This window comes from Streptomyces sp. Ncost-T10-10d (assembly GCF_900091955.1).
In the GTDB taxonomy this organism is placed as follows: Bacteria; Actinomycetota; Actinomycetes; order Streptomycetales; family Streptomycetaceae; genus Streptomyces.
Window position 1 is genome coordinate 19,179 of record NZ_FMDF01000053.1, and the last position, 25,085, is coordinate 44,263.

Sequence of the window (25,085 nt, forward strand, 5' to 3'; positions counted from 1 at the left end):
TCACACTCTCGATACGCCGTTCATCCTGTCAGATCCGGCGATCCTTGATCGGTCCCGTCGGACCGCGTTCATCTGCCCTTGGCCGGGCCGACCTGCAATCGGGGGGCAGGAGCGGGTTCCGGCGCCGGTTCCGGCCTCAGTGGCGGCACGCCCAGGCCGCCGAGGCGGTGGCCGCTTCCGCCGTGGCGCGCAGGGCGCGCACCGCTTCGGCCGGGTCCTCGGCCCCGTACACCGCCGAACCCGCGACGAAGACATCCGCACCGGCCTCGGCGCACCGCTCGATGGTGGACTCGGAGACACCGCCGTCGATCTGGAGCCACAGTTCGAGGCCGTGCTTGGAGATCAGCTCACGGGTGCGGCGGATCTTCGGCAGCATGATGTCCAGGAAAGCCTGGCCGCCGAAGCCCGGCTCCACCGTCATGATCAGCAGCATGTCGAGTTCGGGGAGCAGGTCCTCGTACGGCTCGATGGGCGTCGCGGGCTTGAGCGCCATGGAGGCGCGGGCGCCCTTGGCCCGGATCTCCCGCGCCAGCCGTACGGGGGCTGCCGCGGCCTCCACGTGGAAGGTGACGGAACCGGCGCCCGCCTCGACGTACTGCGGCGCCCAGCGGTCCGGGTCCTCGATCATCAGATGGCAGTCCAACGGAGTGTCCGTGGCCCGGCTGAGCGATTCCACGATCGGCACGCCGAGGGTCAGATTGGGCACAAAGTGGTTGTCCATCACATCGACGTGGAGCCAGTCGGCACCTTCGACTGCCTTCGCCTCCTCGGCGAGACGGGCGAAGTCGGCGGACAGGATGCTGGGGTTGATCTGGGCCATGTGCCAAGCCTGCCATGTTCCGCGCCGCTTCCCCGCCCTGGTGCGGGCCAAAGCCTCACGGGATCATTACAGTTCGCGGAATCCAGGCCTCCCGGCCGTGCGATACGGGCGTTTCAGCCCGCGTCGGGCCCTTCGGGGGGCGGTACGGGGCCCTGAGGCGGGGGGCCTGCTGCCGGCAGGCGGCGGAAGGTCTTCCGCCGACGGACGGGACAGCGAGTCCGGCGGGTGGCCGGTCCCGGCGGCGGCCAGTACCCGCGTGCGTTCGCACCTGCCTCGGGCCCTGACCGCCCCACCGGCCGCGCGCGGCCCCCGGCCTGCCTCAGGCGGTCCGGCGCAGCAGTGCCAGATACATCGCGTCGGTGCCGTGCAGATGCGGCCACAACTGGACGTCGGGACCGTCACCCAGCGCGGGCACTCCCGGCATCAGCGGGCGGGCATCGACCCACTCCGCATCGACCGGCCGGTCGCCACGCCCCTTGAGCACGTCCTCGACGACGACCCGGGTCTCCGCGAGATGCGGTGAGCAGGTCGCGTAACCGACGATGCCGCCGACCCGTACCGCCTTCAATGCCTCACGCAGCAGACCGCGCTGCAGCGGGGCGAAGCTCTCCAGGTCCTCCGGGCGGCGCCGCCAGCGTGCCTCCGGGCGGCGGCGCAGCGCTCCGAGGCCCGAGCACGGGACGTCCATCAGGATCCGGTCGAAGGTGCCGGGCCGCCACGGCGGGCGGGTTCCGTCAGCGGTGATCACCTGGTACGGCCCGGGGTTGCCGGCCAGCGCGCGCTCCACGAGGCGGGCCCGGTGCGGCTGCTTCTCGGCGGCGAGCAGGGCGGCACCGCGTCCGGCGGCGAGTGCGCCGAGCAGGGCGGCCTTGCCGCCGGGCCCCGCACAGCCGTCGAGCCACCGGGTGTCACTGCCCTCCAGCGGTGCGTTGGCGAGAGCGGCGGCCACCAGCTGGCTGCCCTCGTCCTGGACCCCGGCCCGGCCCTCCTGCACGGCGGTCAGCGCGCCGGGCTCGCCGCCCTCCGCCATCCGTACGGCATAGGGCGACCAGCGGCCGGGCAGGCCGTTCTCGTCACCGAGGGCGGTGAGCAGTTCGTCGGTGGTGGAGCGGCCGGGGCGGGCGACCAGGGTGACCTCGGGCCGTTCGTTGTCCGCTTCGAGGAGGTCCTCGATCCCGGCACGGCCGCCGCCCAGCGCGTCCCAGAGCGCGGACACGACCCAACGCGGATGCGAGTGCACGACCGCGAGGTGGTCCTCGGCGTCCTCGTCGTACGACGGGGCGACACGCGCCACCCAGCCGTCGAGGTCGTCCGCGGCAACCTTCCGCAGCACGGCGTTGACGAACTTGGCCCGCCCTTCGCCGAGCACCACACGGGCCAGCTCCACGCTGGCGGAGACCGCTGCGTGGGTGGGGATACGGGTGCCGAGCAGCTGGTGCACGCCCATGTTGAGCACATCGAGGACCGGCGGGTCGACCTCGCGCAGCGGCCGGTCGATGCAGGCTGCGACGATCGCGTCGTACGTCCCCTGGCGGCGCAGCGTCCCGTAGACCAGTTCGGTCGCCAGCGCCGCGTCCCTGTTGTCGAAGTCTCCCTTGGCGCGGGCCTTCTTCAGCAGCGGGGGAAGGACGAGGTTGGCGTACGCATCGCGTTCGTCGACGGCCCTGAGCGCTTCGAAGGCGAGGAACCGGACGGGGTCCTTCTTGGGGCGGCGATGCGGCTTGGCGGGACGGCGACGCTGCTGGTCGTTCACGTGAAAGGTGCTCCGCTGATGGTGAGAGGGCGAACCCTCCCAGCCTACGTCGCCGCCCCGGTCACAGCACTAGATCCCCAGGAGCTCGCCGTGGACGATCCGCACCCCGCGGGCCCAGTCCGCGGCCCGCATCGGCTTCTTGCCCTGCGGCTGGACCCAGAGCAGCTCGACGGCGTGCGATCCGGTGCCCACGTACACATTGTTCTTCGCCGCCGACAGCTCGCCGGGCGCCAGATCGGCACGGTCCAGCACGGCCGCCGCCTGGATCAGCTTCAGCCGCTCTCCGCGGAACAGCGTCCACGCCCCGGGAGCGGGAGTGCAGCCGCGCACCACCCGGTCGACCCGCAGGGCAGGGGCGGACCACTGCACCTGGGCGTCCTCGACGGTGATCTTCGGTGCGAGGGTGACCCCCTCGGCGGGCTGCGGTACGGCGTGCAGCGTGCCGTCCTCGATGCCGTCCATGGTCGCGACGAGCAGCCCCGCACCCGCGAACGCCAGCCGGGTGAGCAGGTCACCGCTGGTGTCGGTGGGCCGTACCTCTTCGGTGAGGACGCCGTACACCGGGCCGGAGTCGAGCCCCTCCTCGATCAGGAAGGTCGATGCACCGGTCACCTCGTCCCCGGCCATGATCGCGTGCTGTACGGGGGCCGCGCCGCGCCAGGCGGGCAGCAGCGAGAAGTGGAGGTTGACCCAGCCGCGGGCCGGCACGTCGAGCGTGGTCTTGGGCAGCAGCGCTCCGTAGGCGACGACCGGACAGCAATCCGGGCCGATCTCCCGCAGCCGTGCCAGGAAGTCCTCGTCGCGCGGCCGGGCGGGCTTCAGCACCTCGATCCCGGCCTCCTCGGCGCGCTCGGCGACGGGGCTGGCGACCAGGCGGCGGCCTCGCCCGGCGGGGGCGTCGGGCCGGGTGACGACAGCGGCCACCTCGTGCCGGTCGGAGGCGATCAGGGCGTCCAGGGCGGGTACGGCTACCTCGGGGGTGCCTGCGAAGACGAGCTTCATGGGTGGCTGACTGCCTCTCGGGCCGAAACGTACGGTGACGAGCAACGCACAAGTCTATGGGCCGGGCGTCCGGGGGGCGTACGCAGGACTGCGCGCCCCTTGGATATGCACACGCGCCCCTGCACCGTGACCAGATCCCCGGCTGACGCGTTGGTCAAGAGAGATTGACCGAAGCGAGCCGCCACGGTGCGGCCCGATCCCTTTTTCCATGCCGGTTCGAGAGGCTTCTTCATGGCCGACCACGCAACCCACGACGCCCAAGCGCGGGCCAGCCTGCATCTGTTGGTGCGGGACATCGAGCGGGTCCGGCGGCAGGTGGACGCGCTGCGCACGCTCACCGCCCAACTGGGCAACGTCTACCGTCCGCGCCGCTCCGGCCCGTCCACGGGCTTCGTCGTCTACGGCAGGGCCCCGGCCCCCACCGTCAGGCTGGCCCAGGAGCTGCGGGACAGTGTCGAGACCCTGGTCACCGCGGCAGTGGACTTCGACCGCTCGCTGGGCTTCTCCTGGGACGCGGTGGGCTCCGCGCTCGGGGTCACCAAGCAGGCGGTGCACCGCCGCTACGGCGCCCGCCGCAACGCCCGGCAGCCGGGAACGGCCGAGGACGTCGCGGAGACCGCGGTGCCGCGCCCCCTGCCCCTTGCGCCCGGCTCCGCCGGTGCGCCCGCGCTGCCCGCCGTACCTGCCGCACGCTCCATGCCTCCGCAGCCGCCGGCGGACCGCTCGTCCCTGCGCGAGGACGTGCGCCCGGGCATCTTCCCCGGCCCACGCAACGGCTGACCGTGCCACCCCCTGCCCCGCCGCGCCCGATGCACGGCGGGGCAGCCGCGTCTCCTGGTCCGGCCTCACCCGCCCGGCCGTCACCCGATGTCCGGCGGATCCACCCTGATCCGGACCTGCGCGCCGCCTCCCCGGGACATCCGCGCCGCCTGCGCCGCCTTCAGCGCGGCCGCAAGCGCCGCCCCGCTCCCCGGCGGCACCCTGAGCAGCGCCCGCTCCCAGGACTCCCCCGGCGGTGCGTCCCAGGGCCTGCGGGGTCTGCCCGGCGCGGCGCCCGGCACCGGGACCGGGCCGAGCACCTCGGCCTCCGGCGGCAGTTCGGCGGTCGCGAGAAACGCGGCGAGTGCCTCCGGCGAGCCGGTCACCGAGGCCATCCGGGACACCGGGGGGAAACCTAGCTCGGCCCGTTCCGCCAGCTCACGGCGGGCGTGTCCGACCGGGTCCCAGCGCACCAGGGCCTGCACGGGCCGCAGCGTCGGCTCGGCGACGATCACCACCGTGCCGCCCTCGGGCTGCCCCCTCACGAGCGAGGCCGCGGCCGTCCAGCGGCGCAGCGCCTCCTCGCCGGCCCGCAGGTCGGGGCGCCCGACCATCGCCCAGCCGTCCAGCAGCAGCGCCGCCGCGTAGCCGCCCTCGGCGACGGGTTCGGCGCCGGGGGTGCTGACGACCAGTGCCGGCGTGTCCGGCACCGAGTCCAGGACATGGTCGCGGCCCGACGTCCGTACCGGTACCGCGGGAAACGCCCGGCCGAGCTCCTCGGCGGTGCGGCGGGCACCGACGATCTGGGCCCGCAGCCGATGGGAGCCGCAGGCGACGCAGTGCCAGGCGGTCTCGGCCCGCCCGCACCATGCGCAGTCGAGATCCCGCTGGTCCGGTGCCTGAAGCGGTCCGGCGCAGTGCCGGCAGCGGGCGGGTTCACGGCAGCGCTCGCAAGCCAGCCGCGGTGCGTATCCGCGGCGCGGCACCTGGACCAGGACCGGACCGCTGCGGAGCCCGTCCCGTACTGTCTGCCAGGCCAGGCTGGGCAGCCGGGCCGCCCTCGCGGCCCCGTCCCGCGCCAGCTCCCCGTCGCCGACCGTACGCACCAGGGGCGCCGCGATGCGCAGCTGCTCGCGGTCCGCGCGCAGCGGCAGCGCCCAGCCGCTCTCCACCAGCTGGGCGGCCTCCACGGTGCAGTTCGTACCGCCGAGCAGGAATGCGCACCGGCCGTGCGCGGCCCGCAGTTCGAGCACCTCGCGGACGTGCGGGAAGGGGGCATTGTCGTCACTGTGGCTGGAGTCCCCGTCGTCCCAGACGGCGACCAGGCCCAGATCGGCGACGGGTGCGAACATCGCGGCCCTCGTCCCGACGACCGCCCGCACCGAACCGCGCCGAACGGCGAGCCACTCCCGGTAGCGCTTCTCCGGTCCCGAGTCGGCGGTCAGCAGCGCGTGGCGGCCCTCGCCGAGCAGCTCGGTGAGCGCGGCGTCCACCCGCCCCGCGGTCCGGCCGTCCGGCGCGACGACCAGCGCACCGCGCCCGGACGCGAGCGTCGCGGCCATGGCCCTGGCGATCTCCTGGGGCCAGTGCGGTCCGGGCAGCGCGGTCCATACGGCCCGGGGCGCACCGCCCTCGGCCAGCGCCCGCAGGAAAGCGGGCCCCTGGGCGTATCGCTCCCAGCTCCCCGCCGACGGCGCGGGCGGCGGTGGCAGGGGCTCGGGCGAGGGCTTGGACTCGGCCCGTCCGTTCCTGGGCGGCACGGCGAGCTGCAGCACATCGGCGAGGCTGCCCGCGTAACGATCGGCGACAGCCCGCGAGAGGGCCAGCAGCTCCGGTCCCAGCACCGGTTCGGGTGATACGACATAGGCGAGCGCGGCCAGGGCTCCTGTGTAGTCCGATTCGGCGAGCCGCTCGACGAGGAACCCGTCGATCAGGCCGCCTCCTTCACGCCGCCCGCCGCGGACGTTGCGCCCCCCGGCCCCGAATCGCACGCGCACCCGCACTCCGGGCTGTGCGTCGGCGTCGAGCTCCTCGGGCACGGCGTAGTCGAAGTACTGGTCGAGATGGAGCACGCCCTTGTTGACCAGCACCCGGGCGACGGGCAGCTCCTTGGCGAGCGCGGCGCCGCGCCAGGTCCGCGGCTTGGCCCGTGGCACGTCGGCCTTCCGTACCGTCTCCCGAATGAGCGCAAGCTGCTCCGGGATCCCGCCCGCGGGGTCCTCGGGTCGCTCGTTTTCGCTGCTCACAGCCAAATTCCTACCAGACACCACTGACACCGGCCCCGGCGGAAGCACACCGGCGGCCGCACGCACCGGGGCCCGGACACCGCGTGCGGCGTCCGGGCCCCGGCGTACAGACTGCGGGCGGCAGGCTTACAGCCCGGCCGCCGTGCGCAGCGCGTCCACGCGGTCCGTGCGCTCCCAGGTGAAGTCGGGAAGCTCACGGCCGAAGTGGCCGTACGCCGCGGTCTGGGCGTAGATCGGGCGGAGCAGGTCGAGGTCGCGGATGATCGCGGCCGGGCGGAGGTCGAAGACCTCGCCGATGGCGTGCTCGATCTTCTCGGTCTCGACCGCCGCGGTGCCGAACGTCTCGACGAACAGACCGACGGGCTCGGCCTTGCCGATCGCGTACGCGACCTGCACCTCGCAACGGGCGGCAAGGCCCGCCGCGACGACGTTCTTGGCGACCCAGCGCATGGCGTACGCGGCCGAGCGGTCGACCTTCGACGGGTCCTTGCCCGAGAAGGCGCCACCGCCGTGACGGGCCATGCCGCCGTAGGTGTCGATGATGATCTTGCGACCGGTCAGGCCGGCGTCGCCCATCGGGCCGCCGATCTCGAAGCGCCCGGTCGGGTTGACCAGCAGCCGGTAGCCGTCGGTGTCCAGCTTGATGCCGTCCTCGATCAGCTGCGCGAGCACGTGCTCGACGACGAACTCGCGGATGTCGGGCGCGAGCAGCGAGTCGAGGTCGATGTCGCTGGCGTGCTGCGAGGAGACGACGACCGTGTCGAGGCGGACGGCCTTGTCGCCGTCGTACTCGATGGTGACCTGGGTCTTGCCGTCCGGGCGCAGGTAAGGGATGGTCCCGTTCTTGCGGACCTCGGAGAGCCGGCGCGAGAGCCGGTGCGCGAGGTAGATCGGGAGCGGCATGAGTTCGGGCGTCTCGTCGCAGGCGTACCCGAACATCAGGCCCTGGTCGCCGGCACCCTGCTTGTCGAGGTCGTCCCCTTCTTCACCTGCGGCGGAACCCTCGACCCGCGTCTCGTACGCGGTGTCGACGCCCTGCGCGATGTCGGGCGACTGCGCGCCGATGGACACCGAGACGCCACAGGAGGCGCCGTCGAAGCCCTTCTTGGAGGAGTCGTAGCCGATCTCGAGAATCTTGTTGCGCACGAGGGTCGGAATGTCGGCGTAGACCTTGGTCGTGACCTCACCCGCGACATGCACCAGACCGGTGGTGATCAAGGTCTCGACGGCGACGCGGGACCGGGGGTCCTCACGGAGCAGCGCGTCGAGAATGGTGTCGCTGATCTGGTCAGCGATCTTGTCGGGGTGGCCCTCGGTGACAGACTCCGAGGTGAAGAGACGGCGGGACACATCGCTCCCTGGGGTTGCAGCGGCTGCTGGCTGATCATTTGGCGGACGGCCGGGAGCTGCGCCCGGCACGGTCCTGGGTCAGTTTATCGGTCGCTGTCGCTCGGCGGACAACATGTCTCGCCCTTTGGGAGTTCTGTGACCTGTGGCACGGCCCGTCACGGTACGAAATTCGCCTCCCGAGAAAGCCATTTGCGCCCATATTCCAGGGGTTTTGGCTTGAGTGATGGCGTGAAACGAGAATTTCATCCGAGCCGCGACGACACGAGATCCCAGACCGTGTCGGCGAGTGCCTCCTTGGGACCGAACGGGACCGGGGTCTCACCGCCGTCGGCTGCGAGGACCACCGCTTCGTTCTCCTCGGAGCCGAACGTCCTGCGCTCCCCCACCTCATTGACGACGAGGAGATCGCAGCCCTTGCGGCGGAGCTTCTCGCGTCCGTTGGCGAGGACATCGTCGGTCTCGGCGGCGAAACCTACGACGATCTGGTCCGGCCGGGCGCGTTCACCGGCGACCTCGGCGAGGATGTCGGGATTGCGGACGAGCTTGATGGGCGCGGGCTCCTGACCGTCCTTCTTCTTGATCTTCCCGGTCGCGTACTCGGCGGGGCGGAAGTCGGCGACCGCCGCCGCCATCACGACCACATCGGCGTCCGCGGCGGCCTTCAGCACGGCCTCGCGCAACTGTATGGCGGTACCTGCGTGCAGGACATCGGCGCCCGCCGGGTCCGGCAGACCGGTGTTGGCCTCGATGAGCGTGACCCGGGCGCCGCGGGCGACCGCGGTGCGGGCCAGCGCGAAACCCTGCTTGCCGGAGGAACGGTTGCCGAGGTAGCGCACCGGGTCGAGCGGCTCTCGCGTACCGCCCGCGCTGATCACGACGTGACGGCCGGCCAGGTCGGCTTCGACGGGCCCGCGGGCCAGCACCCGGCGGCAGACCTCGAAGATCTCCCCGGGGTCGGGCAGCCGGCCCTTGCCGGTGTCGACGCCGGTCAGCCTGCCGACGGCGGGCTCGATGACGACGGCGCCGCGGCGGCGCAGTGTCGCGACGTTCTCCCGGGTGGCGGGGTGCTCCCACATCTCGGTGTGCATGGCGGGCGCGAAGACAACGGGACAGCGGGCGGTCAGGAGCGTGTTGGTGAGCAGGTCGTCGGCGAGACCGTGGGCGGCCTTGGCGAGCATGTCGGCGGTGGCCGGGGCGACCACGACCAGGTCGGCGCCCTGCCCGATCCTGACGTGCGGCACCTCGTGGACGTCGCTCCAGACCCCCGTCGACACCGGGTGGCCCGAGAGCGCCGACCATGTGGCCGCCCCCACGAAGTGCAGCGCCGACTCGGTCGGGACGACCCTCACGTCGTGACCGGATTCGGTCAACCGGCGCAGCAGCTCGCACGCCTTGTACGCGGCGATGCCTCCGCTGACCCCAAGAACGACCTTCGGCTTGTCCACTGCGTCTCCCCGCACTCGGATACGAACACCCCCATGCTGCCTCACCGCACCCGGTCCGACGCGGTCGCCCCGGACACACCACAGGCCCGGCAGCCGTGGCCGCCGGGCCTGTGGTGAAGGTGCAATTCCTGCTTACTGCGCGGGGCCCTCGATGGCCTCGGAGGTGAGCAGGCCCGCGTTGATCTCGCGGAGCGCGATCGAGAGCGGCTTCTCGTGCACGTGGGTGTCGACGAGCGGACCGACGTACTCCAGGAGACCCTCGCCGAGCTGCGAGTAGTACGCGTTGATCTGGCGCGCGCGCTTGGCCGCGTAGATCACGAGGCTGTACTTCGAGTCGGTGGCCTCAAGGAGCTCATCAATCGGCGGGTTGATGATGCCCTCGGGCGCGGTGATGGAAGAGGACACTCTCTGCCTTCCGAAGGGGGTAAAGATCAAAGAAATCTTTGACAGTGCGGAGTTCCGTACTGCCGCGCGTGTCGGCTGCGTTCAGTCGCTGTCGGCACGGTGGCCGGAAGCCTCCAGCATCAAGGCTAGCAGCTCACGCGCCACGTCCTCGACGGAGGTGTTGACCAGCGTCGTATCGAACTCGGACTCGGCAGCCAGTTCGATCCTGGCGGCGGCGAGCCGGCGCTCGATCACCTCGGCGGATTCGGTCCCGCGGCCGGTGAGCCGGCGCACCAGCTCCTCCCAGCTCGGCGGGGCCAGGAACACGAGCTGGGCGTCCGCCATCGACTGCCGGACCAGCCGTGCGCCCTGGAGATCGATCTCCAGCAGCACCGGCTCGCCCGCCTCCAGGCGGTCGAGCACGGCACGGCGCGGCGTGCCGTACCGGTTGCCGGCGAACTCGGCCCACTCCAGCAGCTCGCCATTGGCGATCAGCTTGTCGAACTCGTCGTTGTCCACGAAAAAGTAGTGGACACCGTTGCGCTCGCCGGGGCGCGGCTTGCGGGTCGTCGCCGACACCGAGAGCCATACCTCGGGGTGGGCCTTGCGCATATGGGCGACGACCGTGCTCTTGCCGACCCCTGAGGGGCCGGAGAGCACGGTCAGCCGCGGACGTACGTCCGGGGGTACGGGGGACGTCCCCCGGGATGTTGCAGCCATGAAGCGATTATCCAGGTTCTCAGGGGTGCCTGAGAACGTCAGGCGGCGCTGCCGCCGAACTCGCGCTCCAGGGATGCGATCTGGTTGGAGCCGAGACCCCGGACTCGGCGGCTCTCGGAGATGCCGAGCCGCTCCATGATCTGCTTGGCGCGGACCTTGCCCACGCCCGGCAGGGACTCCAGGAGGGCAGAGACCTTCATCTTGCCGATGACGTCGTTCTCCTGGCCCTGCTTGATGACCTCGTGGAGGGAGGCGCCGGAGTGCTTGAGTCGATTCTTGACCTCGGCCCGCTCCCGGCGAGCCGCGGCGGCCTTTTCGAGCGCGGCTGCGCGCTGTTCAGGGGTAAGGGGCGGAAGAGCCACGCCTACGTCACCTCGGATGTCGATCTGTCGGATACGGACCGGTGAGGAAGCTGGACGCTCCACACCAGGTGAGCGACGGACAACTTGTGTACGTCGGCTCTCGTCGGAGACTAGCGGCCAAGACCGCTCGAGTCAGCGAGAACCAACGAAAAGTCCTGGTCAGCCTCAGCCGACCAGGACATTTCAGGCATAACAACCAAGTTTTTTGGTCAGGATTCAGTCAACACACTGTTACGTGGCATGTTCACCTACCTGCGACGGCCGCCCGGACCTCGTCCGTGAGCCGTTCGGCGGCTGCGCGCAGCCCCGCCACGTCCGGTCCCTGGCTCAGTACGCCGCGGCTCACACTGGGCACCACATTGCCCACCGCGTCGCCGAACACACCGGGCAGATCCGCGGGCGTCGCCCCCTGGGCCCCGATCCCGGGGGCGAGCAGGGGGCCGTTGATGGCGAGATTCACACCCGCGTCCCCGAGCGTGGCACCGACCACCGCGCCGACGGAGCCGAGCGGGGTGGCCCCCTCGTTCTCGGCGGCCATGTGGTCGAGCATCAGCTGGGCCAGCGAACGCCCGTCGGTGGCGGTGGCGCGCTGAACCTCCGCTCCCTCCGGGTTGGAGGTGAGGGCGAGCACGAAGACACCCGCGCCGGAGAGGACAGCCGCGTCGAGCGCCGGGCGCAGCGAACCGAAGCCGAGGTACGGCGAGACGGTGACCGCGTCCGAGAACAGTGGCGAGTCCTTGTCCAGATAGGTCGCCGCGTAGGCACCCATGGTCGAGCCGATGTCGCCGCGCTTGGCGTCCATCAGGACGAGTGCACCGGCCGCCCGCGCCTCCTCGACGGCCTTCTCCAGGACCGCGATGCCGCGCGAGCCGAAGCGCTCGAAGAACGCGGACTGCGGCTTGAGGACGGCGACCCGGTCCGCCAGCGCCTCGACGACCGTACGCGTGAAATGCTCCAGACCTGCGACGTCGTCGTTCAGGCCCCAGGCGGTGAGGAGCGAGGCGTGCGGGTCGATGCCGACGCAGAGCGGTCCGCGGGTGTCCATGGCACGGCGCAGGCGTGCGCCGAACGGTTCCGGGATCATGCGGTGGCCTTCCTGGTTTCTGCGCCGACGGCTTCGGCGAGGGTGGCGTACGGGGAGGCGGCCAGGCGCGCGGCCAGGCCCTTGTGGATCGCCCGGGCGTAGAACGGGCCCTCGTAGATGAAGGCGCTGTAGCCCTGGACCAGCGTGGCACCGGCGAGAATGCGCTGCCAGGCGTCCTCGGCGTTCTCGATGCCGCCGACACCGACCAGGGTGATCCGGTCTCCCACCCGCGCGTAAAGGCGGCTCAGGACCTCCAGGGAGCGTGCCTTGAGGGGCGCGCCGGACAGCCCGCCGGTCTCCTTGACCAGGGACGGCGAGGACTTCAGGCCGAGGCCGTCCCGGGCGATGGTGGTGTTGGTGGCGATGATGCCGTCCAGACCGAGCTCGACCGCGAGATCGGCGACCGCGTCGACGTCCTCGTCCGCGAGATCGGGAGCGATCTTTACGAGCAGGGGGACCCGCCGGCCGGCGACCGTCCGGTCGGCTGCCTCGCGCACGGCGCTGAGCAGGGGCCGGAGCGCCTCGGTGGCCTGGAGGTTGCGCAGGCCGGGGGTGTTGGGCGAGGAGACGTTCACGACGAGGTAGTCGGCGTGACGGGCGAGCCGTTCGGTCGACTTCACGTAGTCGCCGACCGCTTCGGCCTCCGGCACGACCTTGGTCTTGCCGATGTTGACGCCGACCGTGGTCCGGAAGACCGGGTTGCGGGTGGCCAGGCGCTCGGCCACGGCCGCGGAGCCCTCGTTGTTGAAGCCCATGCGGTTGATCAGCGCGCGGTCGGCCACGAGGCGGAAGAGCCGCTTCTTGGGGTTGCCGGGCTGTGGCTCGCCGGTGACCGTACCGATCTCGATGTGGTCGAAGCCGAGCATCGACATGCCGTCGATCGCGACGGCGTTCTTGTCGAAGCCGGCGGCGAGGCCGAAGGGGCCGTGCATCCGCAGGCCGAGGGCCTCGGTGCGCAGCTCCTCGTAGCGGGGGGCGAGCGCGGCGGCGACGAAGGTGCGCAGCACGGGGATGCGGGCGGCGAGGCAGATCCACCGGAAGGCCAGGTGGTGCGCCTGCTCCGGGTCCATCCGCTTGAAGACCAGCTGGAAGAAGAATTTGTACATCGGGGTGTCCTCGGTGTCCTCACAGAGAGGGGGACACCGTTTCCGGTGTCCCCCTGCTGGGCCTGCTAGTCGCGCGCCGCGGTCAGATGTTCCGCGTGTTCCTGGAGGGAACGTACGCCGACGTCTCCGTGGTTGAGTGCATCGATGCCCTGTACGGCGGCGGCGAGTGCCTGGACCGTCGTGAGGCACGGCACGGACCGGGCGACGGCCGCGGTACGGATCTCGTAGCCGTCGAGGCGGCCGCCCGTTCCGTACGGCGTGTTGACGATCAGGTCGACCTCGCCGTCGTGGATGAGCTGGACGATGGTCCTCTCGCCCTGCGGGCCGACGCCCTCGGACTGCTTGCGCACGACCGTGGCGTGGATGCCGTTGCGCTTGAGCACCTCGGCGGTGCCGGAGGTGGCCAGCAGTTCGAAGCCGTGGGCGACCAGCTCGCGCGCCGGGAAGATCATCGAGCGCTTGTCGCGGTTGGCGACCGAGATGAACGCGCGGCCCTTGGTGGGCAGCGGGCCGTACGCGCCGGCCTGCGACTTGGCGTACGCCGTGCCGAAGACCGAGTCGATGCCCATGACCTCGCCGGTGGAGCGCATCTCCGGGCCGAGGACGGTGTCGACACCGCGGCCGTGGATGTCGCGGAACCGCGACCACGGCATGACGGCCTCCTTGACGGAGATCGGCGCGTCGAGCGGCAGAGTGCCGCCGTCACCGTGCTTCGGCAGCAGACCCTCCTCGCGCAGCTCGGCGATGGTCGCGCCCAGCGAGATGCGGGCGGCGGCCTTGGCGAGCGGTACCGCGGTCGCCTTCGAGGTGAAGGGGACGGTGCGCGAGGCGCGCGGGTTGGCCTCCAGGACGTACAGGATGTCGCCGGAGAGCGCGAACTGGATGTTGATCAGGCCGCGTACGCCGACGCCCTTGGCGATGCCCTCGGTGGAGGTGCGCAGCCGCTTGATGTCATAGCCGCCGAGCGTGATCGGGGGCAGCGCGCAGGCGGAGTCACCGGAGTGGATGCCGGCCTCCTCGATGTGCTCCATGACGCCGCCGAGGTAGAGCTCGGTGCCGTCATAGAGCGCGTCGACGTCGATCTCGATCGCATCGTCGAGGAAGCGGTCGACCAGGACCGGCCGGGTGGGGCTGATCTCGGTGGACTCGGCGATGTACGAGGAGAGGCGCGTCTCGTCGTACACGATCTCCATGCCCCGGCCGCCGAGCACGTACGACGGGCGTACGAGGACGGGGTAGCCGATCTCGTCGGCGATGGCCTTGGCCTCGTCGAACGTGGTGGCGGTGCCGTGCTTCGGGGCCGGGAGTCCGGCCTCGGCCAGGACGCGGCCGAAGGCGCCGCGGTCCTCGGCGGCGTGGATCGCCTCCGGGGAGGTACCGACGACCGGCACGCCGTTGTCCTTGAGCGCCTGCGACAGACCCAGCGGGGTCTGGCCGCCGAGCTGGACGACGACACCGGCGACCGGGCCCGCGAGGGACTCGGCGTGCACGATCTCCAGCACGTCCTCGAGCGTCAGCGGCTCGAAGTACAGGCGGTCGGAGGTGTCGTAGTCGGTGGAGACGGTCTCCGGGTTGCAGTTGACCATCACGGTCTCGTAGCCCGCGTCGCTCAGGGCGAAGGAGGCGTGGACGCAGGAGTAGTCGAACTCGATCCCCTGGCCGATGCGGTTGGGGCCGGAGCCGAGGATGATCACCGCCGGCTTGGTGCGGGACGCGACCTCGCTCTCCTCGTCGTAACTGGAGTAGAAGTACGGCGTCTTCGCGGCGAACTCGGCGGCGCAGGTGTCGACCGTCTTGTAGACCGGGCGGATTCCCAGGGCGTGCCGCACCTCGCGCACGACGTCCTCGCGCAGGCTGCGGATGTCGGCGATCTGGGCATCGGAGAAGCCGTGACGCTTGGCCTCTGCCAGCAGCTCGGGGCCGAGCTCGTCCGCGGCGGCCAGCTCGTCGGCGATCTCCTTGATCAGGAAGAGCTGGTCGACGAACCAGGGGTCGATCTTCGTGGCGTCGAAGACCTCTTCCTGGGTGGCGCCGGCCCGGATCGCCTGCATGACGGTGTTGATCCGGCCGTCGGTCGGGCGGACCGCCTCGGCCAGCAGCTCGGCCTTGTCGCCGGTCTCACCGGTGAAGGAGAACTGCGAGCCCTTCTTCTCCAGCGAGCGGAGCGCCTTCTGGAGCGCCTCGGTGAAGTTCCGGCCGATCGCCATGGCCTCGCCCACCGACTTCATGGTGGTGGTGAGGGTGGAGTCGGCGGAGGGGAACTTCTCGAAGGCGAACCGCGGGGCCTTGACGACGACATAGTCGAGGGTCGGCTCGAAGGAGGCCGGGGTCTTCTCGGTGATGTCGTTCGGGATCTCGTCGAGCGTGTAGCCGACGGCCAGCTTGGCGGCGATCTTGGCGATCGGGAAGCCGGTGGCCTTCGAGGCGAGCGCCGAGGAGCGGGAGACGCGCGGGTTCATCTCGATCACGATGACGCGGCCGTCGGTCGGGTCGATGGCGAACTGGATGTTGCAGCCGCCGGTGTCGACGCCGACCTCGCGGATGATCGCGATGCCGATGTCGCGCAGCCGCTGGTACTCGCGGTCGGTGAGCGTCATCGCCGGGGCGACGGTGATCGAGTCACCCGTGTGGACGCCCATCGGGTCGAAGTTCTCGATGGAGCAGACGACCACGACGTTGTCGTGCTTGTCGCGCATCAGCTCCAGCTCGTACTCCTTCCAGCCGAGGATGGACTCCTCCAGGAGCACCTCGGTGGTCGGGGAGAGCGTGAGGCCCTGACCGGCGATCCGGCGCAGCTCCTCCTCGTCGTGGGCGAAGCCGGAGCCGGCGCCGCCCATGGTGAAGGAGGGGCGGACGACGACGGGGTAGCCGCCGAGCGTCTCGACGCCCGCCAGGACGTCGTCCATGGAGTGGCAGATGACCGAGCGAGCGGACTCGCCGTGGCCGATCTTGGCGTTGACGGCTTCGACGACACCCTTGAAGAGGTCGCGGTCCTCACCCTTGTTGATGGCCTCGACATTGGCGCCGATGAGCTCGACGCCGTACTTCTCCAGGACACCTTTCTCGTGCATGGAGATCGCGGTGTTGAGCGCGGTCTGGCCACCCAGTGTGGGGAGCAGCGCGTCGGGGCGCTCCTTGGCGATGATCTTCTCGACGAACTCGGGGGTGATCGGCTCGACGTACGTGGCGTCGGCGATCTCCGGGTCGGTCATGATCGTCGCCGGGTTGGAGTTCACCAGGATGACGCGCAGGCCCTCGGCCTTGAGGACGCGGCAGGCCTGGGTGCCGGAGTAGTCGAACTCGGCGGCCTGACCGATGACGATCGGACCGGAGCCGATGACCAGGACGGACTGGATATCGGAGCGCTTAGGCACGCTGGCCCTCCATCAGGGATACGAAGCGGTCGAAGAGGTACGCGGCGTCGTGCGGGCCCGCGGCCGCCTCGGGGTGGTACTGGACGCTGAAGGCCGGCTGGTCGAGGAGCTGCAGCCCCTCGACGACCTGGTCGTTCAGGCAGACGTGGGAGACCTCGGCGCGGCCGAACTTCGTGTCCGACACCTTGTCCAGCGGGGCGTCGACGGCGAAGCCGTGGTTGTGCGCGGTGACCTCGACCTTGCCGGTCGTGCGGTCCTGCACCGGCTGGTTGATGCCGCGGTGGCCGTACTTCAGCTTGTAGGTGCCGAAGCCGAGGGCGCGGCCCAGGATCTGGTTGCCGAAGCAGATGCCGAAGAGCGGCGTCCTCCGCTCCAGGACGCCCTGCATGACGGAGACCGGGTGGTCGGCGGTGGCCGGGTCGCCGGGGCCGTTGGAGAAGAAGACGCCGTCGGGCTCGACCGCGTACACCTCTTCCAGAGTGGCGGTGGCGGGCAGGACGTGTACCTCGATGCCGCGCTCGGCCATCCGGTGCGGGGTCATGCCCTTGATGCCGAGGTCGATCGCGGCGACGGTGAACTTCTTGGTGCCGATCGCGGGGACGACGTACGTCTCCTTGGTCGCGACCTCGGCGGAGAGGTCGGCGCCCACCATCTCGGGGGCTTCCTTGACGCGAGCCAGCAGCGTGGCCTCGTCGGCGACGGCGTCACCGGAGAAGATGCCGACGCGCATGGCACCGCGCTCGCGCAGGTGGCGGGTGAGGGCTCGGGTGTCGATGCCGCTGATGCCGACGACGCCCTGGCGCTCCAGCTCCTCGTCGAGCGAGCGCTGCGAGCGCCAGTTGGAGGGCACCCGGGCGGGGTCGCGGACGACGTAGCCGGAGACCCAGATCCGTCCGGACTCGGGGTCCTCGTCGTTCACACCAGTGTTGCCGACGTGCGGGGCGGTCATGACGACGACCTGGCGGTGGTACGAGGGGTCGGTCAGCGTCTCCTGGTAGCCGGTCATGCCGGTGGAGAACACCGCCTCGCCGAAGGTCTCCCCCACGGCCCCGTAGGCGCGGCCGCGGAAGGCGCGGCCGTCCTCCAGGACGAGTACGGCGGGAGCTTTGGCGGCTCCCCGGGTGGAGATCGTCATCGTGCGGTGCCTTCCGTAGTGCTGGTGAGTTGTTCGATGGCCTCGACCCAGGCCGGGTGCTCGGCCGAGTGGTCGGAGCGGAAACCGGAGTCGATCAGCTTGTCGCCGTGCGCCCAGGTGATGATCAGCAGGCCGCCCTCGGGGAGGACCTTGCCCGCGATGCCCTTGTCGAGCCGGGCCTCACGCAGTGCGGCGGCCGGGACGAAGAAGTCGACTGCCCCGGGTCGTACGACGTCGAGGCCCTGGTCGGTCAGGGTGAGCTCGACGCGGCTGCGGGTACCGAGGCCGTGGGCGACGATCCGGTCGAGCCACTGCCCCGCGGTCGTCGAGGCGTGGTACCTGCCGGTGAGCGTCAGCAGCTTCTCGCCGTCCGCGAACCCCTCCGGGGTGGAGCTGAGTTCCGGCAGATCGGACTGGAGACTCCCCCGCCACTTCCATCCCTGGCGCATCAGCCAGTAGACGAAGGCGATGAGGACGATCAGTCCGATGACCCAGCTGATGCGAGCGGACCAGTCGGTCACTTCGGCCGACTTCTGCTCGGCGGCGAGCTGGAGGTACAGGGGGGTGAGTGATGTCACGCGAGCTTCCCGTCGACGACCGTGGCACGGCCCCGCAGGAAGGTGTGGGTGACTCGGCCCGGCAGCTCGCGACCCTCGTAGGGAGTGTTGCGGCTGCGGGAGGCGAAGCCTGCGGGGTCCACCACACCACGGTATGCCGGATCGACCAGCGTGAGGTTGGCGGGCTCACCGGCCGAGACGGGCCGGCCGTGTCCGTCGAGGCGGCCGATGGCGGCCGGACGGAACGACATCCGGTCGGCGACGCCCGCCCAGTCGATGAGGCCGGTGTCGACCATCGTCTGCTGGACGACGGAGAGCGCGGTCTCCAGGCCCACCATGCCCATGGCGGCGGCGGCCCACTCGCAGTCCTTGTCCTCGTGCGGATGGGGGGCGTGGTCGGTGGCAACGCAGTCGATGGTGCCGTCGGCGAGCGCCTCGCGCAGGGCCATGACGTCGGCCTCGGTGCGCAGCGGCGGGTTCACCTTGTAGACCGGGTTGTAGGACCGTACGAGCTCGTCGGTGAGGAGCAGGTGATGCGGGGTGACCTCGGCGGTGACGTTCCAGCCCTTGGACTTGGCCCAGCGGACGATCTCGACGGAGCCGGCGGTCGACAGGTGGCAGATGTGCACCCGGGAGCCGACGTGGGCGGCGAGCAGTACGTCGCGGGCGATGATCGACTCCTCGGCGACGGCGGGCCAGCCGCCGAGACCGAGTTCCGCGGAGACGATGCCCTCGTTCATCTGGGCGCCCTCGGTGAGGCGGGGCTCCTGGGCGTGCTGGGCGACGACACCGTCGAAGGCCTTCACGTACTCCAGCGCACGGCGCATGATCACCGCGTCGTCGACGCACTTGCCGTCGTCGGAGAAGACTTTCACTCCGGCGGCCGAATCGTGCATGGCGCCGAGCTCGGCGAGCTTCTTGCCCTCCAGGCCGACGGTGACGGCGCCGATCGGCTGCACGTCGCAGTAGCCGGACTCCTTGCCGAGCCGCCAGACCTGCTCGACGACACCGGCGGTGTCGGCGACCGGGAAGGTGTTGGCCATGGCGTGCACGGCGGTGAAGCCGCCGACGGCCGCCGCCTTCGTCCCGGTGAGGACGGTCTCGGAGTCCTCGCGGCCGGGCTCGCGCAGGTGGGTGTGGAGGTCGACGAGGCCGGGCAGCAGGATCTGACCCTCCGCCTCGACGACGGTCGCGTCCCCGGCCTCGATGCCGGTACCACTCCAGTCGATTTCGCCCTGCCGGGCGGTGGCGGCGATGGTCTCGCCGTCGATCAGGACGTCCTGGGATTCGCCGCCGAGGACCTTCGCGCCGCGGATAAGGATCTTGCTCATGGTTACTTGTTCTCCTCGGTACGGGCGGGGGTGGCGGGCGACGGGTGAGCCGGGGCGGCGGGCTCGGAACCGCCCAGCAGCAGGTACAGGACGGCCATGCGGATCGAGACACCGTTGGCGACCTGCTCGACGGCCGTGCACCGGTCGGAGTCGGCGACCTCGGCGGTGATCTCCATGCCGCGGACCATCGGACCGGGGTGCATGACGATGGCGTCCTCGGGCATCCTCGCCATGCGGTCGCCGTCCAGGCCGTAGCGGCGGGAGTACTCGCGCTCGGTCGGGAAGTACGCGGCGTTCATCCGTTCGCGCTGTACACGCAACATCATCACCGCGTCGGACTTCGGCAGCACCTCGTCGAGGCTGTAGCTGACGTCGCACGGCCAGTGCTCGACGCCGACCGGGACGAGAGTCGGCGGGGCGACCAGGGTGACGTGCGCGCCGAGCGTGGTCAGCAGGTGGACGTTGGAGCGGGCCACCCGGCTGTGCAGGATGTCGCCGACGACGGTGACCCGGCGGCCTTCGAGGTCCCGGCCGATACCGGCGTCGGCCCCGACGAGGCGGCGGCGCAGGGTGAAGGCGTCCAGGAGGGCCTGGGTGGGGTGCTCGTGGGTGCCGTCACCGGCGTTGACAACGGCGCCGTCGATCCAGCCGGAGGTGGCGAGGCGGTAGGGGGCACCGGAGGCACCGTGCCGGATGACGACGGCGTCGGCGCCCATCGCCTCCAGGGTCAGCGCGGTGTCCTTGAGCGACTCGCCCTTGGAGACGGACGAGCCCTTCGCGGAGAAGTTGATGACATCGGCGGAGAGGCGCTTGGCGGCGGCCTCGAAGGAGATGCGGGTACGCGTCGAGTCCTCGAAGAAGAGGTTGACGACGGTACGGCCGCGCAGGGTGGGGAGCTTCTTGATCGGCCGGTCCGCGACCCGTGCCATTTCCTCGGCGGTGTCGAGGATCAGGACGGCGTCGTCGCGGGTGAGGTCGGCGGCCGAGATGAGGTGACGCTTCATCTGGGTGTTCTCCGGGTGGCTGGAGGATTCAGGCAAACGGGCGTGCGGAAGCTGCCGTACGGGTTCGAGGTACTCCGTACGGGTGAAGTGCAGCTACTGCTCGCCCACCGTGGCGGTCTGCTGGACACCGAGCAGCACGGCGTCGCGGCCGTCCTCCTCGGCGAGCTGGACCTTGACCGTCTCCCGCAGCGACGTGGGGAGGTTCTTGCCGACGTAGTCGGCACGGATCGGGAGTTCACGGTGACCGCGGTCGACGAGGACCGCGAGCTGCACCGCGCGGGGCCGGCCGATGTCGCCCAGCGCGTCGAGCGCTGCGCGGATCGTGCGGCCCGAGAAGAGGACATCGTCGACGAGGACGACCAGGCGGCCCTCGATGCCCTCGCCGGGGATCTCGGTGCGGGCCAGGGCGCGCGCGGGGCGCAGCCGCAGGTCGTCGCGGTACATCGTGATGTCGAGTGACCCGACCGGCATCTTCCGGCCGGTGATCTCTTGGAGTTTTTCGGCGAGCCGACCGGCGAGGAAGACGCCCCGCGTCGGGATACCGAGGAGCACCACGTCGTCGGCGCCCTTGGCGCGTTCGACGATCTCGTGGGCGATTCGGGTCAGTACTCGGGCGATGTCGGGAGCCTCGAGAACGGGGCGTGCCGCATTGCCGGTGGCTTCGTGCTGTGCGTCCATAAGAAACGGACCTCCTTCTCCGCCTCACTGGACGGACCTTAAAGGACGTCGAAATTGCGTCATCAACGTTACCAGGGCTTGCACAGCGCCCTGGTCACACCCCCGGGAGGTGCCGGTCCGGACCATTCGGCTTGACGCATCCAAGTAACGCTGCGTAACCTCACAGTGAGTTACCAGCCACGCGGCGGAGCCGCAAAAATGTTCCAGCGTCCGGGGAGCCTTATGTCCAGCGAATACGCAAAGCAGCTCGGGGCCAAGCTCCGTGCCATCCGCACCCAGCAGGGCCTCTCTCTCCACGGCGTGGAGGAGAAGTCCCAGGGCCGCTGGAAGGCCGTCGTGGTCGGTTCGTACGAGCGCGGCGACCGTGCCGTGACCGTCCAGCGTCTTGCCGAACTCGCTGATTTCTACGGAGTCCCGGTGCAGGAACTCCTGCCCGGTACGACGCCTGGCGGGGCCGCTGAGCCGCCGCCGAAGCTTGTCCTGGACCTGGAGCGCCTCGCCCACGTCCCGCCGGAGAAGGCCGGGCCGTTGCAGCGCTATGCCGCGACGATCCAGAGCCAGCGCGGTGACTACAACGGCAAGGTGCTCTCGATCCGCCAGGACGACCTGCGCACGCTGGCCGTGATCTACGACCAGTCGCCGTCCGTGCTCACGGAACAGCTGATCAGCTGGGGCGTGCTGGACGCGGACGCGCGTCGCGCCGTCGCCCACGAAGAGGCCTGACACCCCTCGCAGAAACGTACCGCCGTGTCGGCGCGGGTTCACCCATTCGGGCGCCCGCGCCGACACGGTTTTTTCGTTGCCGGCAACCGGCCTCCCGCACGCCGAAGGGCCCGCGGTCACAAGACCGCGGGCCCTTCGTGGCTGAACGCCGCCGGAGGCTACTGCTCCCGGCGGAGGTTCGGCTTGAGGTCCTTGAACCGGGCCAGCAGCCCGTTCACGAAGGACGGGGAGTCATCGGTGGAGAACTCCTTGGCGAGCTGGACCGCCTCGTCGATCACCACTGCGTCCGGGGTCCCGTCCACCCAGATCAGCTCGTACGCACCGAGCCGCAGGATGTTCCGGTCGACGACCGGCATGCGGTCGATCTCCCAGTCCACGGCGTAGGTCACGATGAGGTCGTCGATCCGGTCCGCGTACTGCGCGTACCCCTCGACGAGCTCCATCGTGTACTCGGTGACCGGCGGCTGACGGCTGTCGGACCGCGAGAGCCGCACCCAGTCCGCGAGGACCGTCTGCACGGACTCACCGCGCTGGTCGGCCTCGAAGAGGATCTGGAAGGCGCGCTTGCGGGCCGTGTTCCGGGCAGCCACGGTTAGCTGTTCACCCGGCCGAGGTAGTCGCCCGTGCGGGTGTCGACCTTGATCTTCTCACCCGTGGTGATGAAGAGCGGGACGCCGATCTCGTAGCCGGTCTCCAGCGTGGCGGGCTTGGTGCCACCGGTGGAGCGGTCGCCCTGGACGCCCGGGTCGGTGTGCTGGACGGTCAGCTCGACGGCGGCGGGCAGCTCGACGTAGAGCACCTCGCCCTCGTGCTGGGCGACGGAGGCGGTGAAGCCCTCGATCAGGAAGTTGGCGGCGTCGCCGACAGCCTTGCGGTCGACCATGAGCTGGTCGTAGGTGTCCATGTCCATGAAGACGAAGTACTCGCCGTCCATGTACGAGAACTGCATGTCGCGACGGTCGATGGTGGCCGTTTCGACCTTCACGCCGGCGTTGAACGTCTTGTCGACGACCTTGCCGGAGAGCACGTTCTTGAGCTTGGTGCGCACGAAGGCCGGGCCCTTGCCGGGCTTGACGTGCTGGAACTCGACGACGGACCAGAGCTGGCCTCCGTCGAGCTTGAGCACCAGGCCGTTCTTGAGGTCGTTCGTGGAAGCCACGGTTGCGGAATCTCCTGGGACTGAAGCTGGTGGAACGACCGAGGATGCGCGCTAGAGCGCGAGCAGCTCCTTGGTCGTAATGGTGAGTAGCTCGGGTCCGCCGTCCGCCTCGGGGCGCACGACGAGCGTGTCATCGATCCGGACCCCGCCCCGGCCCGGGAGGTGGACCCCCGGTTCGACGGTGACCGGCACACAAGCGTCCAGTTTACCCATGGCTGCAGGTGCCAGCTGCGGGTCCTCGTCGATTTCGAGCCCCACCCCGTGCCCGGTCCATGGTGCGAGGCCCCCGCCGTGGCCCGCGGAGTCCAGGAGACAGCGGGCCGCACGGTCCACATCGCGGTAGGCGGCCCCCGGCACGAGAGCCTCGCGCCCGGCCCGCTGAGCGGCGAAAACCAGGTCGTAGAGCTCGATCTGCCAATCGGCGGGCGCGGTCCCGATGACGAACGTACGGCCGATCTCACAGCGGTAGCCGCGATAGTTCGCACCCAGGCAGACGGAGAGAAAATCCCCCTCCTCCACCCGTCGGTCCGAGGGGCGGTGGCGGCCCTGGCCGGAGTTCGGCCCGGTCGCCACGGAAGTGGCGAAGGCGGGGCCGTCGGCACCGTGGTCCACCAGGCGGCGCTCCAGCTCCAGGGCGAGATGCCGTTCGGTGCGTCCCACCAGGATGGATTCGAGGAGTTCGCCCAGGGCCTGATCGGTGATCTCGGCGGCGATCCGCAGACAGGCGATCTCCTCCTCGTCCTTGACGACCCGCAGCTGCTCGACTGTGGCGCCGAGATCGGCGAGTTGTAGCCGCGGGGCGACCGAGCTCATGGCCCGGTGGCGGGAGACCGTCAGATGGTGTTCCTCGACGGCCAGGGACTCCGCACCGACCGAGGTGGCCAGACCGGCGGCCGCGACCACCGGATCGCCGTCGGTGGCCGGCGTCAGTGACACCCGCAGCTGCTCGTCGGTGCGCCCGTCGGCGGGATCGCCGGTCGGGGCGCGGGGGCAGAGCAGGACGTCCTCACCGGGGCCGAGCAGCAGCACGGCGCCCGGGGGCGCTCCGCCCGCGAGATAGCGGACGTTGGCAGGGCGGGAGACCAGAGCGGCCGCGGATCCGACGGCGGCGCACCGGTCGCGGAGCAGCCCGCGGCGGACGGCGTACACGTCTGACATGTCACGAGCCTACGAGCGGTGGCGCGGGCCTGCTCGGTCAGCGCATCCGACCGGGGGCCGCGGCCGGGTCCGTTGCCGGGCCGGGAACACCGCCCGATGGCGGTTCACCAGGCCGGGGGGCTGGCTATGGAACGGGCGAGTATGTCGTCCAGGACGCGGGCGGTGGTCTCCACGTCGTACGTCGAGTTGTCGATGATCGGCAGTCCGGAGCCGTACCACCCGGCCATCCGGCCGTGGATGCGGGCGACCTCCTCGTCCGAGAGGCGGCGGTTCCCGCTGCGGGCGGCGTTGCGCTCCAGCACGATCTCCAGGCCGGGCAGCAGAACGATGGGCAGCAGTCCGGGGCCGACATGGCGCTTCCAGCCGCCGAGGCCGACGACCGGCCGGTCCGGGAAGACGGCGTCGTCCAGGATGCAGGAGATCCCGTTGGCGAGAAAGTTGCGGGCGGCGAAGCCGCAGGTGCGACGGGCGAGACGGTACTGGGCCTCGGAGTGGTCGTTCCAGCCGGCCTGGGGGTCGGCGAAGCCGGAGCAGACCCATTCGCGGACGTCGTCGAGGCTGACGTGCGCCGTGGGAACCCGGCGGCGGCTGGCCCAGAGCTTGGCCACGGTGGTCTTGCCCGCGCCCGCGGGGCCGATCAGGAGAACGGCGAGGGTCGCGCTGCCGGTGCCGGGTCCGGCGGGCGGTGCGGGCAGCGGGACGGGCCCGCCGGGCGGCAACTGGACGTGCCCGGCGGTTTCCCTGGAGACAGGCGCCGGGGCGTGCGTGCGGGGCGGGTCCGCGCCAGCCCTGGGGCGTGGGAGGGGTGGTGGGCGGCGGCCCCGGCGGTCCGGGGTGCTGGGCCTGGTGCGTCCAGCCGACAGGTCCGCTTCCGGGGCCTTGGGGCGGCGGCAGCGGGGCCCCCACTGCGTGCTGCATCCGGTGCCACTCCGTCT

22 protein-coding genes and 1 pseudogene are annotated in these 25,085 nt (G+C 70.7%); 2 read left to right on the plus strand and 21 right to left on the minus strand.

The features are described 5' to 3' along the window. Window positions 1-136 precede the first annotated feature (136 nt). From rpe to fmt, 3 genes are all read right to left on the minus strand, one after another. Window positions 137-820: a ribulose-phosphate 3-epimerase gene (gene rpe / locus GA0115254_RS07425; protein ID WP_093894495.1), complete on the minus strand. Its 684-nt coding sequence runs from the start codon at window positions 818-820 to the stop codon at window positions 137-139. A gap of 319 nt (window positions 821-1,139) precedes the next feature. Then, window positions 1,140-2,573, minus strand: coding sequence for an RsmB/NOP family class I SAM-dependent RNA methyltransferase (locus tag GA0115254_RS07430; RefSeq protein ID WP_093894496.1), 1,434 nt, complete (start codon window positions 2,571-2,573; stop codon window positions 1,140-1,142). Between the two features lie 69 nt (window positions 2,574-2,642). Beyond that, complete coding sequence (fmt, locus tag GA0115254_RS07435) at window positions 2,643-3,575, minus strand: methionyl-tRNA formyltransferase (protein WP_093894497.1); 933 nt, start codon at window positions 3,573-3,575, stop codon at window positions 2,643-2,645. A 231-nt stretch (window positions 3,576-3,806) separates the two neighbouring features. Between fmt and GA0115254_RS07440 the strand changes: the two genes are divergently transcribed. Further along, window positions 3,807-4,355 (plus strand): hypothetical protein, encoded by a 549-nt coding sequence (locus GA0115254_RS07440; RefSeq protein WP_093894498.1) that lies wholly within the window; start codon window positions 3,807-3,809, stop codon window positions 4,353-4,355. Window positions 4,356-4,435: 80 nt separating this feature from the next. On the opposite strand, the gene GA0115254_RS07445 is transcribed toward GA0115254_RS07440, so the two are convergent. The 14 genes from GA0115254_RS07445 to pyrR form a co-directional block, all read right to left on the minus strand. Further along, window positions 4,436-6,580: a primosomal protein N' gene (locus tag GA0115254_RS07445; RefSeq protein WP_093894499.1), complete on the minus strand. Its 2,145-nt coding sequence runs from the start codon at window positions 6,578-6,580 to the stop codon at window positions 4,436-4,438. Window positions 6,581-6,706: 126 nt separating this feature from the next. Then, window positions 6,707-7,930 (minus strand): methionine adenosyltransferase, encoded by a 1,224-nt coding sequence (gene metK / locus GA0115254_RS07450; RefSeq protein WP_093894500.1) that lies wholly within the window; start codon window positions 7,928-7,930, stop codon window positions 6,707-6,709. A 242-nt stretch (window positions 7,931-8,172) separates the two neighbouring features. Then, window positions 8,173-9,375, minus strand: coding sequence for a bifunctional phosphopantothenoylcysteine decarboxylase/phosphopantothenate--cysteine ligase CoaBC (gene coaBC / locus GA0115254_RS07455; RefSeq protein ID WP_093894501.1), 1,203 nt, complete (start codon window positions 9,373-9,375; stop codon window positions 8,173-8,175). A 132-nt stretch (window positions 9,376-9,507) separates the two neighbouring features. Beyond that, window positions 9,508-9,780, minus strand: a complete 273-nt coding sequence (rpoZ, locus tag GA0115254_RS07460) for a DNA-directed RNA polymerase subunit omega (protein WP_005319902.1) — start codon at window positions 9,778-9,780, stop codon at window positions 9,508-9,510. An 81-nt stretch (window positions 9,781-9,861) separates the two neighbouring features. Further along, a complete protein-coding gene (gene gmk, locus GA0115254_RS07465; protein WP_093894502.1) occupies window positions 9,862-10,479 on the minus strand; it encodes a guanylate kinase in 618 nt (205 codons plus the stop codon). 38 nt (window positions 10,480-10,517) lie between these two features. Beyond that, on the minus strand, window positions 10,518-10,841 hold the full coding sequence (locus GA0115254_RS07470; RefSeq protein ID WP_014157387.1) for an integration host factor: 324 nt from the start codon (window positions 10,839-10,841) through the stop codon (window positions 10,518-10,520). 244 nt (window positions 10,842-11,085) lie between these two features. Continuing rightward, window positions 11,086-11,925: an orotidine-5'-phosphate decarboxylase gene (gene pyrF, locus GA0115254_RS07475; RefSeq protein WP_093894503.1), complete on the minus strand. Its 840-nt coding sequence runs from the start codon at window positions 11,923-11,925 to the stop codon at window positions 11,086-11,088. After that, window positions 11,922-13,031, minus strand: a complete 1,110-nt coding sequence (locus tag GA0115254_RS07480; RefSeq protein WP_093894504.1) for a quinone-dependent dihydroorotate dehydrogenase — start codon at window positions 13,029-13,031, stop codon at window positions 11,922-11,924. The genes pyrF and GA0115254_RS07480 overlap by 4 nt, the downstream gene beginning before the upstream one ends. A 65-nt stretch (window positions 13,032-13,096) precedes the next feature. Continuing rightward, window positions 13,097-16,405, minus strand: coding sequence for a carbamoyl-phosphate synthase large subunit (gene carB, locus GA0115254_RS07485; RefSeq protein WP_093894505.1), 3,309 nt, complete (start codon window positions 16,403-16,405; stop codon window positions 13,097-13,099). After that, on the minus strand, window positions 16,398-17,540 hold the full coding sequence (gene carA, locus GA0115254_RS07490; RefSeq protein ID WP_093894506.1) for a glutamine-hydrolyzing carbamoyl-phosphate synthase small subunit: 1,143 nt from the start codon (window positions 17,538-17,540) through the stop codon (window positions 16,398-16,400). Before carA ends, carB begins: the two co-directional genes overlap by 8 nt. After that, window positions 17,537-18,118: a PH-like domain-containing protein gene (locus tag GA0115254_RS07495; protein ID WP_093894507.1), complete on the minus strand. Its 582-nt coding sequence runs from the start codon at window positions 18,116-18,118 to the stop codon at window positions 17,537-17,539. The genes carA and GA0115254_RS07495 overlap by 4 nt, the downstream gene beginning before the upstream one ends. Beyond that, window positions 18,115-19,428: a dihydroorotase gene (locus tag GA0115254_RS07500; protein WP_093894508.1), complete on the minus strand. Its 1,314-nt coding sequence runs from the start codon at window positions 19,426-19,428 to the stop codon at window positions 18,115-18,117. The genes GA0115254_RS07495 and GA0115254_RS07500 overlap by 4 nt, the downstream gene beginning before the upstream one ends. A gap of 2 nt (window positions 19,429-19,430) precedes the next feature. Further along, the gene (locus tag GA0115254_RS07505) at window positions 19,431-20,432 is read right to left on the minus strand and encodes an aspartate carbamoyltransferase catalytic subunit (RefSeq protein ID WP_093894509.1); all 1,002 of its coding nucleotides are present in this window, start codon (window positions 20,430-20,432) and stop codon (window positions 19,431-19,433) included. 93 nt (window positions 20,433-20,525) lie between these two features. Beyond that, the gene (gene pyrR / locus GA0115254_RS07510; protein WP_093894510.1) at window positions 20,526-21,110 is read right to left on the minus strand and encodes a bifunctional pyr operon transcriptional regulator/uracil phosphoribosyltransferase PyrR; all 585 of its coding nucleotides are present in this window, start codon (window positions 21,108-21,110) and stop codon (window positions 20,526-20,528) included. Window positions 21,111-21,332: 222 nt separating this feature from the next. Between pyrR and bldD the strand changes: the two genes are divergently transcribed. After that, entirely contained in the window at window positions 21,333-21,833 is a 501-nt protein-coding gene (bldD, locus tag GA0115254_RS07515) for a transcriptional regulator BldD (RefSeq protein WP_093894511.1), read from the plus strand. Window positions 21,834-21,991: 158 nt separating this feature from the next. Here the strand turns inward: bldD and nusB are convergent, their stop codons facing one another. The 4 genes and pseudogenes from nusB to GA0115254_RS07535 all read right to left on the minus strand — a co-directional run bounded on the left by nusB (window position 21,992) and on the right by GA0115254_RS07535 (window position 25,068). Next, window positions 21,992-22,423, minus strand: a complete 432-nt coding sequence (nusB, locus tag GA0115254_RS07520) for a transcription antitermination factor NusB (protein ID WP_093894512.1) — start codon at window positions 22,421-22,423, stop codon at window positions 21,992-21,994. A gap of 2 nt (window positions 22,424-22,425) precedes the next feature. After that, window positions 22,426-22,992 (minus strand): elongation factor P, encoded by a 567-nt coding sequence (gene efp / locus GA0115254_RS07525; protein ID WP_069173254.1) that lies wholly within the window; start codon window positions 22,990-22,992, stop codon window positions 22,426-22,428. A gap of 51 nt (window positions 22,993-23,043) precedes the next feature. Then, a complete protein-coding gene (locus GA0115254_RS07530; protein ID WP_093894513.1) occupies window positions 23,044-24,150 on the minus strand; it encodes an aminopeptidase P family protein in 1,107 nt (368 codons plus the stop codon). A 104-nt stretch (window positions 24,151-24,254) separates the two neighbouring features. Then, window positions 24,255-25,068: pseudogene (locus tag GA0115254_RS07535) on the minus strand (Pro-rich N-terminal domain-containing protein). Between the last annotated feature and the right edge of the window lie 17 nt (window positions 25,069-25,085).